Genomic DNA, 17,032 nt, shown 5'->3' with positions numbered 1-17,032 from the left:
ACTTTTCTGGATACAACTCAGACAAATAGAGTGAATCTTTACGAATAGAACAATCCACAAATTTTCAAACAATTGCAATCGATCAGGAGCAGATGACATGGGAACTTACAATGGTAACGACTCAAACAACTACAAAGAAGCACACAAAGAAGGTTGGTGGATATTCAAGAAATGGAAGTCTTGGACAATGTCCGGTAATGGTGGCAACGATACCCTGATTGGTGGCCCGAAAAACGACAGCATATATGGTAATGATGGTAACGACAGTCTTTTCGGTCAGGGCGGTAATGACTACCTCAGTGGTGGCTCTGGCCATGACACCCTGGATGGTGGTACAGGCAGTGACTCGATGGTTGGTGGCACCGGCAATGACATCTATGTGGTTGACAACACCGGGGATGTGGTCACCGAATACTTCAATCAGGGTATTGATACGGTTTCTTCCTCCATCAGCTACACCCTAGGAGCTAACCTGGAACACTTGACCCTGACTGGTAGTGCTTACTCGGGCTACGGTAATAGCCTTAACAACAGCATCAGTGGTAATAGTTCCAACAACTACCTTTGGGGTAAATCTGGCAATGACTCCTTGTATGGGAATAGTGGTAATGACACTCTTAGCGGTGATCTAGGCAACGACTACCTCTCTGGTGGCTTTGGCAACGACTACCTCTCTGGTGGCTTTGGCAACGATTACCTCTCTGGTTACTCTGGCAACGACACCCTTTATGGTGGCTCTGGCAACGACACCCTTTATGGTGACTCTGGCAACGACTACCTCTCTGGTTACTTTGGCAATGACACTCTTGATGGTGGCTCTGGCAACGACACCCTGACCGGCGGCTCTGGTAATGACTCTCTCCAGGGTTATCAACGTAATAGTTACGGCGAACGGGACATCCTAACTGGTGGCACCGGTGCGGATACCTTCGTCTTAGGTCAAAATGGTTATATCACCGAGATTGGCTACATTGGTGATGCTAACTCCGGATACGCGACAATCACTGACTTTGATTGGAAAGAAGGTGATAAAGTTCGCCTCGGTGGTAGTATCAGTGATTACGATGTGTATAAGACTATTAATGTTAGTGGTACATCAGCACTGGATACAACCCTATATTACAAGGGAGACTTAATTGCTGTCTTCCAAGATGACACCAGCTTTAGTCTTAACCTTGATACAATATTTTAGCTTGAATAGAACTTAGTAAGTTTAGTTAGTATTGCCCCGCTAATCCCTTGATTTGGGAATGGGGGAAATACTCCATTATTATTACTTAATAATCCCACTCAAAACTGATCATCCTTCTTTGAACCGCCCCTTGGACTCCGCTCCTTTGGGGCTACTCCTATTGTTAACCTGATCACCCCTAGAACTCCAACTGCTTACCTGTCTGGGCACCTTTGGACCGAATTGATAACTTTTATGCATAATTTTCTCTCATCTTTATCAAACCTTGACATAGTTAAAGGTTTAGTGAATATTTTGTAAACGTTATAATTTTTATCCGAGTTAGATATATAATCCGATTGGATCTAAGTAAGCCATCAATAGCAATACTTAATTGAAGCGCTAATTACTTAGATCCAGATTCAAACTATCTGTCTTGGATATATCAGTTCATGGTGCTCCACTAATCAAGGGATCTATTGGGTCTAACCAATTGACTTGATCGACTTGATTGTTATATGAACTGACCTATTAATCAATCAACAGATTATCAATAAAATCAGAATGTAGTAGCGTTTACTAATTATATTTTTGACGCTACTAACAGAGGAATTTTTGTGATTTTTTTGAAATCTGTAACGGTCAACATCAGGATTGTTGATCAAAATTACCCTTGACTTACCCATAAACTGGGTTTCTTAAGTCCCACTATTAATAATGAGTATTTCTTGAATAATTTTTCAAGATGTAACTCAGACAAATAGGGGGAATCTTTCCGAACAGAACAATTCACAAATTTTCAAACAATTGCAATCGATAAGGGATAAATGACATGGCAAATTCCAATGGTACTTACTTGGACGACTACCTTGAGTGTGGCTCTGGTAACGACAGTGTCTTTGGTTTTGGTGGCAACGACACCCTGATTGGTGGCGCTGGCGACGACACTCTTAATAGTGGCTCTGATAACGACACTTTAATTGGTGGTACAGGGAACGATGTTTTACTTGGTGGCCCTGGCAACGACTTGATGTCTGGTGGCTCTGGTAACGACTACTTAGATGGTGGCTCTGGCAACGACTCGATGTATGGTGGCACAGGCGATGACACCTATTTGATTGACAGCACGGGGGATGTAGTCAATGAAAGCTCTGGTAATGGTACTGATACAATCATCTCCTCCATCAACTACACCCTAGGAGCCAACCTGGAAAAGTTGATTTTGACTGACTGTGCTTACAATGGCTACGGTAACATCCTCAACAACACCATCGTTGGTAACGATAAAGACAACTACCTCTGGGGGAATTCTGGCAATGATGACTTGTATGGGAATGGTGGTAATGACACTCTTCACGGTGGCTTTGGCAACGACTCCCTATTTGGTGGTACAGGTGACGACACCCTGATTGGTGCCTCTGGCAACGACTTGCTGATTGGTGACGTTGGCAACGATTTTCTATTTGGTTATGCTGGTAACGACTCCCTATTTGGTGACTCTGGTAATGACTTTATCCAAGGTTATCAAAGTAGTAGTCAAGGGGAACTAGACATCCTAACTGGTGGCACGGGGGCGGATACCTTCGTATTAGGTAAGAATGGTTTTGTCACCGAGATTGGCTACATTGGTGATGGTGACTCAGGATACGCCACAATCACTGACTTTAATGGGTTAGAAGGTGATAAAGTTCAGCTCGGTGGTCTGGAGGCTGATATCGATAATGGGAATTACACGCTGTCTGGCAACAATCTATATTACAACGGGGATTTAATTGCTGCCTTCCAAGGTTCGACTGATTTTGATATTTACAACCCTGCTCATGTAATGTTTTAGCTTGAATAGAACTTAGTCAATTTAGTTAATATTGCCCCCCTCTCCCCTAGATTTACGAATGGGGGCAATACTCTATGATCACCTAATCATCTAACTTAAAACTCATCATCCTCCTCTGACCACTTGCCCTTAGACTCAGCCGCCCTGGGGCTACTCCTAGGTTTCACCTGATAACCCTTGTCTGGCAATAACTCCAATTGCTTACCGGTCTTGGCCCGTTCCGGCTGTTTGCGCCTTCGTGGTTCATTTTTGCTACCACCACCATGGCGACGCCAAGAGGTTCGTTCTTCAGAGGTATCCTCGGCTACTACTTCATACAATAACGCTACCTTCTCTCCATCTTTACCTTTACGCAATACCCGACCCAAGCGCTGGATATACTCCCGAGATGAACCGGTCCCTGATAAGATAATCGCTACTCGCGCATCGGGTACATCCACTCCTTCATTCAATACATGGGATGCTGCTAAACAGCGATACTCTCCCTCCCGAAATCGCTTCAAAATATCATGACGCTCTTTGACTGGGGTTTGATGAGTAATCGCGGGAATCAATAACTCCTGAGAAATGCGATAAAGTGTAGCATTACCATTGGTAAAAATTAACATCTTCTCGGGGTAATGCTGAGCCAGTAAATCTAGCAAAATCCTTAATTTTCCATCGGTCCCTAAGGCAATTTCTTTGGCTTCCCGGTGAGCTAACATGGCTCGGCGTCCGCTTTGCGATCGCGCACTTGCTATCACAAACTGCTGCCAACCTTTAATACTGCCGAGATGAATGTTGGAGCTCCGCAAAAAATCATTGCGCAACGCCATGCAAGAATTATAGCGATCGCGTTCTTTTTGGGAGAGCTTGACCTTAATCTGAATTACCTTATGGTCAGCTAGGGCCAAACCCGCCAATTGATCAGGGCTTTTGCGATAAACCTCTGGTCCTATCAAACCATTAAGGTCCCAATGACGGCCATCGGAGCGGTCTGGGGTTGCTGTCAGTCCTAACCGATAGGGTGCGATCGCATATTCCGCAATCACCTTATAAAAATCCGTAGGTAAGTGATGACACTCATCAAAAATCACCAAAGCGTACCGATTCCCTAAGGTTTCCGCATGAATAGTGGCACTATCATAGGTGGCGATCAGGATAGGCGTGCGATCGCGAGAACCACCCCCCAACACTCCCACCTCCACATCTGGAAAGGCTGCTTCGAGTTGAGCATACCACTGGTGCATTAAATCTAGGGTTGGTACCACAACTATGGTACTACGAGGAGTGTCTTGCATTGCCAACTGGGCCAGATAAGTCTTACCTGCTCCCGTTGGTAGCACCACTACCCCTTTACGACCAGCTTGCTTCCATGCCAACAGAGCTTCCCGTTGATGGGGATAAGGTTCCATCTCAAAACTAGATACTAGTGGCAGAGGCACAAATTCCCTAGCATCATCAATAAAATCAACCTTTTCTCTGAGTAAGGTTTCTACCAGAGGACGATAGTGAATTCCTCTAATCCGAAACTTCTCTACCCGATCATCCCAAGTGGCATATTCCACCCAAGCGTTGCCCCTCGGTGGTGGATGCAAAATCAGAGTTCCCCGGTCAAACGTTAATCTAGGGGTGCGTGGCATGGATTCAAGGACGTTTCTTTGCTATTGTCGTACCGGTTCCGTTGCCAGGCTTTGGCCTAGCTTCAATAGCTAATAATACCAGACCACTGAACTTTCTTAAGTTGATTACGGCGATAGGAAAAGAAACGCTCCGGTTCCGAGTAAGTGCAGTGGGGTGCGATCGCAATTTGTTCTGAATCAATGCCCAATTGTTCCAACTGTAAGACATTCACTCGCCGCACATCCAAGCGTACTCGTCCGGGTTTGGGGTCATCTAATATCGGGGAGTCGTCTAGCTGCTGCAACACCCCCAGAATTGATTCGGTGCTATCCCCTTGATCAGTAGATACAATACTAGCTCCCACTTCAGCCGCCACGGTTTCTGATACCTGATAGCATTCCCCTGCAATTGCTGGACCGAGAGCAATGCGTAGATTTTCTTTACGGCTACCATTGTCTAGCAATCGTGCGATCGCATTAGGAACAATCCGTTGAGCAGTACCCCGCCAACCCGCATGAACTGCTGCTACCTGTCCGGTTTCGATATCCCCAATCAGTAAGGGCGTACAGTCCGCCGTACAAACCCACACAGCTTGCTTAGCTTCCTCACTTATAATACCATCAGCCGGTGGTTTATTGGAGTCTGGCTCACCGTTTTGGGTACTTTCAATTTCCCCAGGAGTCAGTACTGTATTGCCGTGGACCTGTTTCACTCGATACACCTGGGCATCAGGCTGGAGTACATCGACCATTTCTTCAGGAGAACGGGGAGAAAATGCTGAGGTGAAGAAGCCGTGATTCCATTGCTTCAATAGGCTACTCCTTAAATAGGGCAAATTGTTCCAACTCTGCCAGTGCCAGGTATGCATTTAAATTGTGTTGACGGTTTACAGTTTACACTTTCTACTTTCTACTTTATACTGTTATGACTTTAAACTATTGTGGATTTCAATTATATAGCCTTTATCGCAGTTATGAGGTACAGTCTTCTTTGACTTTGATTCCCTGTCTTGATCCAGCGCATCGCTATTGCTAGCATGCCTATTGCTAGCATGCCTATTGCCTCTTCCCTGTTCCCTGTTCCCTGTTCCCTGTTCCCTGTTCCCTGCTCCCTGCTCCCTGCTCCCTTGCTGTCATAACCTAAAACTTTCAATTAAACCAGCTTACTGTCATAAATCAAGGCAACTTCCAAAGTTTAATACTATCATCTCTACTGCCACTGACTAAGGTTTTTCCATCGGGACTAATCGCCAGAGAACTCACCCAGTTTCTATGACCAGTGAGGGTAGTTTTTAACTCCCTTGTTTCTAAATTCCAAACCTTAATAGTATTATTAGCGCTACCACTAACCAAGGTTTTACCATCGGGACTAATCGCCAGAGAATGAACATAGTATATATGTCCAGTCAAGGTATTTTTTAATTCCCCAGTTGTCAAATCCCAAATTTTAATATTACGGTCTAAACTACTACTAAATAAGGTTTTGCCATCAGGACTAATGATTATAGAAACAACGGAATCTCTATGACCAGTCAGGGTCTTTTTTAGATCACCTGTATCCAAATCCCAAATTCTGATCGTATTGCCACCATTGCCACTAACTAATGTTTTGCCATCAGGGCTAATCACCACCGAACTAACCCAATTCGTTTCCCCTGTCAGGGTTTGTTTTAGCTTACCCGTCGGTAAATCCCAAACTTTGATGGTGTGGTCATAACTGCCACTGACTAAGGTTTTTCCATCAGAACTAATAGCAACAGAACTAATAAAGCCCTGATGACCAGTAAGATTCTTTTTGAGCTGACCCGTTTTCAAATTCCAAATCTTGACAGTGTTGTCATCGCCACCACTAACAATAGTTTCTCCATCAGGAGTAATAGCGACGGAATAAACATTGCCATCATGGCCATTCAGGGTTCTAACTAACTCACCTTTCGGCAAATTCCAAATTTTTACAGTATGATCATTACTACCACTTACCAAATAGTTACTATCAGGACTAACAGCAATAGAACGCACTGAGTTAGAGTGTCCATTTAGAGTATTTTTGAGGTAGGTACTGCTGGGTAAACCAGCAATCAAAAAACTTAAATTAGAGGGAAAGGTTTGATACCTAAAATATCCATATCCTTGAGTAATTAATCCTAGAGATAATAAAGAAAATCCTCCCATCATCACTTGTTTTTTTAACTGGTTATTTGGTCTGAATGACGTTAAAAAATTTAGAAAGGACTCGTGATACTTAGAGGTTGATTTAGAGGGATTAGCCGGGGGGGGCGCAGACTGAAGCTCCAACACCTCCAAAACTTGGTCTACAGACTGATAACGGTGCTGATAGCTTTCTGGGAGCAGCCGATCCATTATCCACCACAATTGTTCACTCACCGGTTGCTTTAAATACTTTCGCCAAGTATTTACCCAGCGATAGCCTTGTTTCTTCCACAAATCCCAAGGATGAACATTCGTCAGCAAATGAAAGCACGTCGTGCCCAAACTGTATAAATCACTAGCAGCATAGGCTTTACCTCCCTCCATTTGTTCCATAGGCACATAGCCAAAGGAACCGATAGTGGTGCCAGTGATATTAGCCATGACCGTAGCCCTCAATTGCTTGGCTATCCCAAAATCGATTAGTACTAGCTGATTCTTTTTTTCAGATCCTTGACCCGAACCAGGACGGCGAATGATATTACCTGGTTTAATATCTCGGTGAATCACCTTCTGTTGATGGACAAACTTGAGAATAGTTAGCAGTTCAAATAAAACATCCTTAATCTTGTCTTCACTGAATGCTCCTGCTTCTGCCAACTCTTGCTCTAAGGTTTTCCCCTCGATATACTCTTGGAGCAAATATAAGCGCTGATCTTCCTCAAAGTAAGCTAGCAAGGTAGGGATTTGGGGATGTTGTCCCAGCCTTTGCAATTGTTTTGCCTCTTGCTCAAATAATTCTCGTGCCTTTTTGAGTGCCTTCGTTCCCTCAATTTGGGGGGCTAGCTGCTTAATCACACAGTATTCATCCAATTTGTCCCTATCTTCTGCCAAATAGGTTTTGGAAAATCCCCCATCTCCGATGGGTCGAATTGGACGATAGCGGTTTTTCAAGATAACCAGTTTGTTACCACAGCTTTGGCAAAACTGGTTATCATCCGGATTAATGGGATTCTGGCAATCGGGATTAAGACAGCAGATCATACTGGCAGGTCATCAGGGAATTTGGGTATGACTAGGTAAGTATTCAGCTATCAGCGTGTCGCGTATCAGCGATCAGCTTATGGGCAAGCTACTTGAGGTACCAAAGGCCAACAACTGAACACTGACCACTGACGGCTAACCGCTGACGGGTGAATGCATACATGACTAGGCTACCCGCGAGGGTAGTGTTTTCCTCTTGATTTTCCTCTTAAGAGGGAGCATGTCACAGTTAAATGGGGTACGGTAGTACTTACGGTAGAAATTCCCTGGTATCAGGATGCTTTTGGTAGATGCTAGCCATAGATGCTAGACTTAGCGGTTGGCTAATCGGCTACAGTAGCGGCCAGCCCTTTTCGCTTTCCGGTGAAATTTGGCTAATCGGATTAAATGATGGGATTAAGGATTTGAGCTGTTGACCAATCCTTAGGATTAAGGGTACTGGTTATTTTACCTTCAATGAATAATTTTAGCAGAATTTCAGGAAACGCGTTCGCGTAGCGTGACCGTAGGTCAATCGCAATCTGGTTACAGGTTACAGGTTATAGGTTACAGGTTATAGGTTACAGGTTATAGGTTACAGGTTACAGGTTACAGGTTATAGGTTACAGGTTACAGGTTACAGCTTACAGGTTAGGCGGTGATTAAACCTTGGCCAAAAGGCGACGCTAAGGGAACAACCTCTTTTAGGAACTATACTTTCTCACGGAAGTCATGGATTCATAGTGGGTAAGGCTAACCGCTGATACCTGAATGCAAACCAATTGCGAGTGTCAAGCCTAGGTATAAAATAACGACGCTAGCAGATATAATCTGATCTATCATTCTGTTATCCGATCTATTACTTGCGATCTATTACTTGTTAACTACCATGAGAGCATCTAATCGAATTACCCTAGTTTTGTTTCTACTGCGCCTCAGTGTTTTTATAGTAATGCTGATGTGGACAATCGATAAATTCGTGCGTCCTGAACATGCAGCTGCGGTCTATGAAAACTTTTACTTTATTAGTGGAATCGGTAACAGCATTTTTACTCTTATTGGCGCTATACAGCTAGTCATCATCATCGGATTTTTACTCTTAGTGGAAAAAACGATTTACTTATGGTAGCTTATTATTAGTATTTCATGGGGTATCAACTCTCTCAGCATATCAGCAATATCTAAGCCCCTTTTTTATCCGAATTTGCTATTTTTTGCCGCCTGAGCAATGTTAGCAGCTTGCTTTGCTCTTTATTATCTCAGAGACCTTGATACGCTGTTTGTAATCGATAGACGATCGGTAATCTAAAGACAAAAAGCTGGGATAAAAGTTGAAATTGAAAGTTGAAAGTGGAAAGTTGAAAGTTGAAAGTTAAAGTTGAAAGTTGAAAGTTGAAAGTTGAAAGTTGAAAGTTGAAAAGTTGAAAGTTGAAAAGTTGAAAGTTGAAAGTTGAAAGTTGAAAGTTGAAAGCGGTTACTAACCTACCTAATCAGGTACACAGGATTTTTTCCTCTTGCCTCTTGCCTCTTGCCTTTGCCTCTTGCCTCTTGCCTCTTGCCTCTTGCCTCTTGCCTCTTGCCTCTTGCCTCTTGCCTCTTGCCTCTGCCTCTTGCCTCTTGCCTCTTGCCTCTTGCCTCTTGCCTCTTGCCTATTCTCTGTTCCCAGATCCGCTGTTCCCTAAAACTCAAGAATCTGTACCTAACCCAATTGAAAAGTATTGAAAAGTGCTGTAATTATGAAATATTGGCGGGAAACCTGTGCTGTAGCACAGCGAATCTTGATTGAACTATGGCGAAGGCAGCGTAGCCTATTATTTTGGAGTATTTTTCCAATTACTGTGCTATTTCTCAACGGTTTAATTATGGCAGAACAGGCTCAGCTATCAACCGCTGAAGCATTTGAACGTGCTGCCCCAACTACTCTTGTGGGTGCTGCTTTGTTTTTTAGCTGCTTGGGGGGTAGCGTCGCAACGGTAGTCTCAGAACGAGAACAGCACATGCTCAAGCGTTTATTTATCTCTCCATTAGGTGGCATATCCTATTTCTTAGGAATTTTTTTGGCTCACAGCTGCATTGCTACAGGTCAAGCCTTAGTGGTTTATACCATAGCAGCATTTTTGGGGGCAAGGTTTCAAGGTTCCGTGTTGCTAGGGGTATTGATTATTTTGCTGAGTATTATTGCTTATGTGGGAGTGGGATTTTTTCTGGGAACTCAATTAGCGCGGCGCACTGAGGACGTTAATGCCTTAGTGGGAACCTTCGGTGTACCTCTATTAATTTTGGGTGGTGCGTTTTTACCAACTGCTTTGTTTCCGGAACAGTTACTGGAAATCGCTAAGTTTAACCCAATTTATCATATGAACGAAGCCTTGCTGGGAGTATGGGCTGATGGCAAGGGTTTGGTGGAAATCGAGTCTCATTTCTGGTTTTTGTTTGGCTTTGCCTCAGTGATGGTGATAGTCGCATGGTTGTCATACCAGGGGATGGTTCGGGTAGAGAGAAGATTGTAATTACCCACGGGAGTTTTGTGCAGGGTAACCTAGTTTAAACCATTGAAGAATCAGGAGGTTTGCACAAAAAAAATAAACTTAAGTATAGTCGGGTCAGTTATCTATGACCTAGTACGTCTATAAAATTCTCCGATTATCGTAAAAAAAGTCTGATTAAATTGCCTTAGTATTGCTGAAGGTTTAACTAGTGCTAAATATCCATAAATTAAGTAAGTCTTACGGTAATCGAAACGTTCTGCAGGATTTAACCCTAACTATTCCAGCGGGAGAAATATATGGTTTACTCGGACCTAATGGTGCAGGTAAGACAACTACTATCAATATCATCTGTAACTTACTACGAGCGGATAGTGGTGCGATCGCAATCAATAACCAACCAGTGTCCGAGGCAACGAAAAAGCTGATTGGGGTTGCTCCCCAAGAGAATTTACTGTATCAAACCCTTAGTTGTCAAGAAAACTTGTATTTCTTTGCTCGTCTGTATGGGTTAGATGGTCAGCAGTGCTCTAAACAAGTTTACACTGCCCTTGCTGCGGTCAATTTATTAGAGCGGGCAAAAAGTCCGGTGGAAACCCTCAGTGGTGGGATGCAGCGACGGATGAATATTGCTGTTGCTCTAGTGCATCAGCCGAAATTACTTATTTTAGATGAGCCTACCACAGGCTTAGATATTGAAGCCCGATATGAAATTTGGGACTTGATTCGACGTCTTCAGGGCCAGGGAATTACTATTTTGCTGACCACTCATTCCCTTGATGAAGCAGAACGTCTTTGCCACAGAATTGGCATTCTTAAACAGGGACAGATTGTAGCAGAGGGGAGTTTGGTTGAGTTACGGCAAAAGATTCCGGCTCAAGAAATTGTAGTAGTAGACACCCCTCAAGAAGAACAAGCGATCGCTCGTGCCCAAGAATTAGGCTTTACTCATCGCCGCTATGGCAATGATTTAGCGTTTTGGCTACCAGAGTCTTTAGACCTGAAGGACATTATGGCATGTTTTGATGGGATTCCCCTCGATTCCATTGCTCGTCAACCAGTGCGGCTTGAGTATGTCTATGTAGAGGTTACATCAAATCTGGGAAATAAGTTAGTGGTTAGTCGTTAGTGAGAGTGTGTTGATCTCTAGTGACTACTGTAGGGGCGAACAGCTGTTCGCCTCTACTAACCACCAACAAAAAAAGAACAAGCTGGATATTTTGGGTGATTAACGATAACAATCTACAAACCATTCCCTTTGCTAGACAGCTGAGCCGCAACTTTCCTGAATACGTACAGCAAGCCTTCTGATGACAAAAGACTCATCTGGGCCAGGATATAATCAGCTAAGTGAGTAGTTGCTGACAGCACAATCAAACCCGATTCTTGGTCAAGCAAGCGCTCAATCAATTCAGCCTTTTCCTCTACAGATAATGTTTCGGCTAGACGCCAAACGCTATCAACCTTATTAGGCTTGGAGTTAATGTCAATTACGCAATTCTTATACATTGCCTTACTGCCCTTCAATAACTGATGGGATTATAGAATTGCTGAGTTGACCGCCGTAACCGTAAATGTACTTAGAGAAAATAGACCAGCCCTGGAATTGTAAGTAAATCCCTCAAGGTTAATCAACCTGTTAGGGTTAATCAATGTTTTGTCTTCAGAGGGCTATTATAACCCTTTTTTTCAGGATTTGTCACTATTTCCAGATATCAAGGCAGAGCCTTTGTTGGATTACAGCGAATCAAACCTATTGTGAATGACTCGATGCTGCTGGCTTTGGCAGTGTTACGATCCCTGAAATCTGTGAAGATGCCTCAGATAACTGATGCTATCTAGTTTATGGGCGTTACCTAGGTAACTGTGATTACCTAATTTTAACTAAAACTTGAACAAGTTTACGCTTAACTTTACAAATACTTTAAATAAAAGTATTTTTCTTTAACAAAAGAATTGATAAATTGATAAATAGTCAAGTCAAGCAAACTATCAAAAACATTCAGGGTAAAAAAATAAGACACCTTAAGGTATTTTAATTTTTCAGGAATACTACAAAATTTAAATGTTGATTTATAGGGGAAGCTACGAAAAAATTATCGGTTTTACGAGTCTGATTTAGGGTGTATCAACTGGTGTATCAACTGGTGTATCAACTTCTGATGCCTTGAGGTGAGCTTAGTCTAAATTTGTTTGTCTGCAATGACCTTCTTGTGTCAATCATGTAATCTACCAAAGACAAAATCTGATGACTACTATTTTTGGATTTGAGACTGGCAACTTCATAAATTGGAACACTATCGGCGATGCCAGAATTGAGACAGCGGCATTTGGCAGTATTCCTTCTCAGGGAAAATTTCAGGCTTTAATTACTAATGATGTCGGTTCTGTAAGTGATAGCGCACTTGAAAACTTCTTGGGGTTCAACCCAGGCAGTATAGATGGTTTTGGCAATGGAGATGCCAAAGAAGGATCCGCTCTCAAGTTACAACCTATTACAGCCAACGCTGGGGATGTTTTGAGCTTCGACTTTAACTTCCTGACTGATGAGCTTACTCCTGACTCCACCTTCAAGGATTTTGCCTTTGTCTCCATCATCCCAAACGTTTTATCTAACCTGGCAGATACCAATAGTTCATTTCTGCTGTCTCCTACAGGATTTCGTGAGGAAACAGACTACGATACCTTTACCTACAAATTCCCAACTGCTGGCACTTATCTAGTAGGTATGGCAGTGGTGGATGTAGAAGATGAGTTGTTGGAATCCGCGCTACTAGTGGATAACTTAAGAGTTGTGCCGAAAGATGAAGTAATTGTAGGCACAAGCAACGGTGAAACTCTTTTCGGCACTGCTGATAATGACACCATCTACGGTCAGGGTGGTAATGACAGAATCTTTGGGAGTGAGGGAGTAAACATTCTCTATGGTGGTGCTGGGGATGACGAGATTTTCGGCGGTTCCAACCCTGACACCATTTATGGCGGCACTGGTAATGACGAGATTTTCTCTTCCGGAGGCAATAACACAGTCTATGGAGGTATCGGTAATGACCTCATAGACACTGGCACTGGTAATGATTTAGTGGTTGGTGGCTTCGGCAACGATACGATCAGGCTTGGGGGTGGTCAGGATATTGTTGTCCTAGAAGCACGCAAAGGAACTGATACTATCATTAACTTTAAGGCTGGTAAGACGTCGCTAGGTCTGTCTGGTGGTTTGACTTTCAGTAACTTGAGGTTTAACCAAAGTGCTGATGGTGTCGAAATCGCTGTTAACGGTGAAGTCTTAGCAGTTGTCAATGATGCACAAGTTGGGACTATTGCCAGCGCTAGCAACTTTTTGACGATTTAGTGATCTGATTGAGCTTGATCTGTCACTAGAATCAGGGCTATTCCGTGGGTGGTGCGTTACGGTACGGGCTGTCCCACCTGGGAACAGGCGCAACATTAGGGCGATTCCGTCCCTAACGCACCACTACGTAAGTTTTGTCAGTCAACCAGGATAGAGTTTGGCGACAGTCGCTGTAACTCGGCTTTTTCTGTGAAAACCATCATCACCAGGTCTATAATCTCAAGAGGTACACTGGGGGAATTGGTAGTTAAAGATTATAGTTTTGATTAGCAATCGGTTCCCTATGTCTACATTTTTATTAGAAGTCGGTACAGAAGAATTACCCGCAGATTTTGTCGATAGTGCGATCGCACAGTGGCAATCGAAAATTCCCCAAACCCTGGATCAGTACTTTCTTACTCCAGAAGGAATTGAGATTTACGGCACCCCTCGCCGCTTAGCAGTTATCATTAAAGAATTACCTGAAAAGCAACCGGACCGAGAAGAAGAGGTTAAAGGACCACCAGCTAAGGCAGCGTTTAAGGATGGCCAACCTACTAAAGCAGCACTTGGGTTTGCCCGTAAACAGGGGGTAGAGCTAGATAATCTATTCCTCAGAGATACGGATAAAGGAGAATTTGTCTTTGTTCAGAAACAGATATCCGGTCGCCCCGCTACGGAAATTTTAACGGAACTGATTCCCCAATGGATATTTGGATTGGAAGGTAGACGGTTCATGCGCTGGGCGAATGGAGATTTAAAGTTTCCCCGTCCGATTCGCTGGCTAGTCACACTTTTGGATGATGTAGTGCTACCGGTAGAGTTAGATAATAATGCCGAGACTGTAAAAAGCGATCGCATTTCCAGTGGTCATCGGATCTTGTCTCCCAAACCAATAGAGATTCCCCAAGCAACAGATTATCAGTCCTGTTTGCGCAATGCTTATGTAGAGGTCAACCCTGAAACACGTCGCGAGACAATCAAATCACAAGTGGAGTCAGCCGCTAAACAGTTAGGTGGTTATACCCCTCTGTACCCTGAGTTATGGGAAGAAGTCACTAATTTAGTGGAATGGCCGACAGCAGTAGTGGGTAAATTTTCCTCAGACTTCTTGAATTTACCACAAGAAGTGGTCACTACAGAGATGGTGTCTCATCAGCGCTACTTCCCAGTATTCAAAACCGAAGCGGCTACTGAACTTATCCCCTATTTTATTACTATTGGTAACGGTGACCCGGCCAAATCCGAAATTATTGCAACTGGGAATGAGCGGGTAATCCGAGCTAGGCTAGCTGATGGACAGTTTTTCTACAAAACCGATATCGACTCACCCTTAGAAAGCTATTTACCCCAACTGGAGAAAGTCACTTTTCAGGAAGATTTAGGTTCAGTACGCCAAAAGGTCGGTAGAATAGAAAAGATAGCGATTCAAATTACTGACCAGTTACGTCAACACTCTCCTAATCTAATCTCACCAGAAGCTATTAGTCAGATTCAAAGAGCGGCCTTACTGTGTAAAGCTGACTTGGTTACCCAGATGGTCTATGAATTTCCTGAATTACAAGGGGTAATGGGACAAAAGTATGCCGTTGCTAGTGGGGAATCTGAGCAAGTCGCAACAGCAATTTTTGAGCATTATTTACCGAGAGGTGCAGGGGATTCTCTACCTAAAACCCTGACCGGTCAAGTGGTAGCATTAGCTGACAGGCTAGATACCTTAGTCAGTATCTTTGGTTTAGGTATGTTACCCACAGGCTCTTCTGATCCCTTTGCTCTACGTCGTGCTGCTAATGGGATTATCAACATTACCTGGGATGCCAACTTACCGATTAATCTCCAACAGTTGCTAAACGATATTGCTGCGGATTTTGTAGCTGCTTATCCAGACAAGAATTCACCAATAGAGTCATTACAGGAATTTTTCTTACAACGGATTCGGACTCTGCTCCAAGAAGAAAATAAAATTGACTATGATTTAGTGAATGCTGTGTTAGGAGAAGATGATACGGAGTATCAAAACAGGGCATTAATTGACGTGTTAGATGTACGCGATCGCGCTTTGTTTCTCCAGTCTATCCGAGATAATGGTACTCTGAATAAAATCTATGAAACTGTCAACCGTTCAGCTCGTTTAGCTAAACAAGGGGATTTAGATACCAAACAGATACAACCAACAACAGTAGTGAATCCGGAACACTTCCAGAAATCTTGTGAGCAAGCATTTTATGATGCCCTAGTGGAATTAGTGCCAAAAATTAAAGCTTCTCAGGAAGAGCGAGATTATCAGAAATTAGTGGAAGCACTCGAAGAGATTGCTCCTACGGTTAGCACTTTCTTTGATGGTGACCAGAGTGTATTGGTGATGGATCCTGAGCCCAATATTCGCACTAATCGCTTGAATTTGTTGGGATTGTTGCGGAATCATGCTCGTGTGTTAGCAGATTTTGGAGCAATTGTCAAGAGTTAGGGGTTGGTTTGTAAGTATATGCGCTACGCGCACGCTACGCGAACAGTAATAAGTAATCAGCTATCAGCTATCAGCTATCAGCTATCAGCTATGAGTAATTAATAATCAGTAATCAGTAATCAGTAATTAGCTTAAGGCTGACCGCTGACGGCTGACCGCTGACGGCTGACCGCTGACGGCTGACCGCTGACCACTGACGGCTGACCGCTGACGGCTGACCGCTGACCGCTGATAGCTTTGGGGGATTGATAGTAAAAGCTGTATCTGCGGTTTTTGTGAAATTGTGGTCAAATTGAAACTGACCTATTATTGAGCTAGCCTCTGAACTGCGATGGAAATTCTAGAAACCGTAACGTTTGATGATGCGATCGCATTCACCGAATCGATAATGACCAAAATGGCAACAGGGGAACTAACATCGCCAGAAATTACCGATGCGATCGCATCCTTAGTCAAAACCAAAAATGGTGCTAGAGGCTTCTTTGTCACCTACCTTACCAGTGACAGCACCTTAGCCGACAATCCCTCACCAGAGGTGATCACAGCTCTAGAGTCATCCCCCGAAATCGTAGCGGAACTGTTAGTCAAAAATTTAGCTATGTCAGCGGCAATGGGATTGAACCATCGCCGCAATGGTAAAGAAGAGATGGCTCAAGGATCAGACCGAGTGCGATCGCGTAGTGCTAATCTCATTAAACAACTAAACATGCCAAGCCTGTTTGACATTGCCCAACAGTTAAGGCAAAGCGCCCTTACTGGAGTTGGCAACTACCAAGAATTTCTGCAGCGCTGGAGATACGATTCTGAGCAAAAACAGGTCATCCATCAAGCTCTATCTGAAATTCTTGACCAATAACCAAAGGGATGTTTTCAAAAATCAAAAAGTGACTATAGATATTAATAGGAAAATAGCAATTTAAAAATTGTTAATTGCTATTTCCTAATCTCATCATGTCTACTTTGTAATAGTA

At 43.4% G+C, this 17,032-nt stretch carries 14 protein-coding genes; 9 read left to right on the top strand and 5 right to left on the bottom strand.

From position 1 onward, the window contains the following. The first annotated feature begins 97 nt into the window (after window positions 1-97). Together BJP34_RS25050 and BJP34_RS25045 are read left to right on the top strand one after the other, a co-directional pair. Window positions 98-1,192, top strand: coding sequence for a calcium-binding protein (locus tag BJP34_RS25050; RefSeq protein ID WP_070394694.1), 1,095 nt, complete (start codon window positions 98-100; stop codon window positions 1,190-1,192). An 811-nt stretch (window positions 1,193-2,003) separates the two neighbouring features. Continuing rightward, complete coding sequence (locus BJP34_RS25045; RefSeq protein ID WP_070394693.1) at window positions 2,004-3,005, top strand: calcium-binding protein; 1,002 nt, start codon at window positions 2,004-2,006, stop codon at window positions 3,003-3,005. Window positions 3,006-3,100: 95 nt separating this feature from the next. Here the strand turns inward: BJP34_RS25045 and BJP34_RS25040 are convergent, their stop codons facing one another. From BJP34_RS25040 to BJP34_RS25025, 3 genes are all read right to left on the bottom strand, one after another. Continuing rightward, window positions 3,101-4,627 (bottom strand): DEAD/DEAH box helicase, encoded by a 1,527-nt coding sequence (locus BJP34_RS25040; protein WP_070394692.1) that lies wholly within the window; start codon window positions 4,625-4,627, stop codon window positions 3,101-3,103. Window positions 4,628-4,689: 62 nt separating this feature from the next. Beyond that, window positions 4,690-5,475, bottom strand: a complete 786-nt coding sequence (gene pgeF / locus BJP34_RS25035) for a peptidoglycan editing factor PgeF (protein WP_070394691.1) — start codon at window positions 5,473-5,475, stop codon at window positions 4,690-4,692. A gap of 307 nt (window positions 5,476-5,782) precedes the next feature. Continuing rightward, complete coding sequence (locus tag BJP34_RS25025; RefSeq protein WP_070394689.1) at window positions 5,783-7,798, bottom strand: WD40 repeat domain-containing serine/threonine-protein kinase; 2,016 nt, start codon at window positions 7,796-7,798, stop codon at window positions 5,783-5,785. Window positions 7,799-8,666: 868 nt separating this feature from the next. On the opposite strand from BJP34_RS25025, the gene BJP34_RS46680 reads away from it, so the two are divergent. The 4 genes from BJP34_RS46680 (at window position 8,667) to BJP34_RS25005 (ending at window position 11,392) form a co-directional block, all read left to right on the top strand. Continuing rightward, window positions 8,667-8,906: a hypothetical protein gene (locus BJP34_RS46680; protein ID WP_202972021.1), complete on the top strand. Its 240-nt coding sequence runs from the start codon at window positions 8,667-8,669 to the stop codon at window positions 8,904-8,906. A gap of 335 nt (window positions 8,907-9,241) precedes the next feature. Continuing rightward, complete coding sequence (locus BJP34_RS44465) at window positions 9,242-9,499, top strand: hypothetical protein (RefSeq protein ID WP_158517465.1); 258 nt, start codon at window positions 9,242-9,244, stop codon at window positions 9,497-9,499. A gap of 14 nt (window positions 9,500-9,513) precedes the next feature. Continuing rightward, complete coding sequence (locus BJP34_RS25010; RefSeq protein WP_070394687.1) at window positions 9,514-10,287, top strand: ABC transporter permease; 774 nt, start codon at window positions 9,514-9,516, stop codon at window positions 10,285-10,287. 187 nt (window positions 10,288-10,474) lie between these two features. Further along, window positions 10,475-11,392 carry an ABC transporter ATP-binding protein gene (locus BJP34_RS25005; RefSeq protein WP_070394686.1) on the top strand — a complete coding sequence of 306 codons (918 nt, stop codon included), beginning with the start codon at window positions 10,475-10,477 and terminating at the stop codon, window positions 11,390-11,392. A gap of 113 nt (window positions 11,393-11,505) precedes the next feature. On the opposite strand, the gene BJP34_RS25000 is transcribed toward BJP34_RS25005, so the two are convergent. Continuing rightward, on the bottom strand, window positions 11,506-11,772 hold the full coding sequence (locus BJP34_RS25000) for a hypothetical protein (protein ID WP_070394685.1): 267 nt from the start codon (window positions 11,770-11,772) through the stop codon (window positions 11,506-11,508). A gap of 739 nt (window positions 11,773-12,511) precedes the next feature. On the opposite strand from BJP34_RS25000, the gene BJP34_RS24995 reads away from it, so the two are divergent. Both BJP34_RS24995 and glyS read left to right on the top strand, forming a co-directional pair. Further along, window positions 12,512-13,615 (top strand): calcium-binding protein, encoded by a 1,104-nt coding sequence (locus tag BJP34_RS24995; RefSeq protein WP_070394684.1) that lies wholly within the window; start codon window positions 12,512-12,514, stop codon window positions 13,613-13,615. Window positions 13,616-13,898: 283 nt separating this feature from the next. After that, window positions 13,899-16,061 carry a glycine--tRNA ligase subunit beta gene (gene glyS, locus BJP34_RS24990; RefSeq protein ID WP_070394683.1) on the top strand — a complete coding sequence of 721 codons (2,163 nt, stop codon included), beginning with the start codon at window positions 13,899-13,901 and terminating at the stop codon, window positions 16,059-16,061. Window positions 16,062-16,187: 126 nt separating this feature from the next. Here glyS and BJP34_RS44460 read toward each other — a convergent pair whose 3' ends face one another. Further along, window positions 16,188-16,352 carry a hypothetical protein gene (locus BJP34_RS44460; protein ID WP_158517464.1) on the bottom strand — a complete coding sequence of 55 codons (165 nt, stop codon included), beginning with the start codon at window positions 16,350-16,352 and terminating at the stop codon, window positions 16,188-16,190. 40 nt (window positions 16,353-16,392) lie between these two features. Here BJP34_RS44460 and BJP34_RS24985 point away from each other — a divergent pair, with 40 nt between their 5' ends. Then, complete coding sequence (locus BJP34_RS24985; protein ID WP_070394682.1) at window positions 16,393-16,917, top strand: hypothetical protein; 525 nt, start codon at window positions 16,393-16,395, stop codon at window positions 16,915-16,917. Window positions 16,918-17,032: the final 115 nt, after the last annotated feature.

It is taken from the genome of Moorena producens PAL-8-15-08-1 (assembly GCF_001767235.1).
Lineage (GTDB): Bacteria > Cyanobacteriota > Cyanobacteriia > Cyanobacteriales > Coleofasciculaceae > Moorena > Moorena producens_A.
Note: the sequence above shows the minus strand (reverse complement) of the source record. Positions and strands in the feature narration are given on the sequence as shown.

What these genes read in the sequence shown, in the direction of transcription:
- BJP34_RS25050 (WP_070394694.1), top strand. Translation starts at nt 98, where the DNA reads ATGGGAACTTACAATGGTAACGACTCAAACAACTACAAAGAAGCACAC.
- BJP34_RS25040 (WP_070394692.1), bottom strand. Translation starts at nt 4,627, where the DNA reads ATGCCACGCACCCCTAGATTAACGTTTGACCGGGGAACTCTGATTTTG.
- BJP34_RS46680 (WP_202972021.1), top strand. Translation starts at nt 8,667, where the DNA reads ATGAGAGCATCTAATCGAATTACCCTAGTTTTGTTTCTACTGCGCCTC.
- glyS (WP_070394683.1), top strand. Translation starts at nt 13,899, where the DNA reads ATGTCTACATTTTTATTAGAAGTCGGTACAGAAGAATTACCCGCAGAT.
- pgeF (WP_070394691.1), bottom strand. Translation starts at nt 5,475, where the DNA reads ATGCATACCTGGCACTGGCAGAGTTGGAACAATTTGCCCTATTTAAGG.
- BJP34_RS24985 (WP_070394682.1), top strand. Translation starts at nt 16,393, where the DNA reads ATGGAAATTCTAGAAACCGTAACGTTTGATGATGCGATCGCATTCACC.
- BJP34_RS24995 (WP_070394684.1), top strand. Translation starts at nt 12,512, where the DNA reads ATGACTACTATTTTTGGATTTGAGACTGGCAACTTCATAAATTGGAAC.
- BJP34_RS25045 (WP_070394693.1), top strand. Translation starts at nt 2,004, where the DNA reads ATGGCAAATTCCAATGGTACTTACTTGGACGACTACCTTGAGTGTGGC.
- BJP34_RS25000 (WP_070394685.1), bottom strand. Translation starts at nt 11,772, where the DNA reads ATGTATAAGAATTGCGTAATTGACATTAACTCCAAGCCTAATAAGGTT.
- BJP34_RS25025 (WP_070394689.1), bottom strand. Translation starts at nt 7,798, where the DNA reads ATGATCTGCTGTCTTAATCCCGATTGCCAGAATCCCATTAATCCGGAT.
- BJP34_RS25010 (WP_070394687.1), top strand. Translation starts at nt 9,514, where the DNA reads ATGAAATATTGGCGGGAAACCTGTGCTGTAGCACAGCGAATCTTGATT.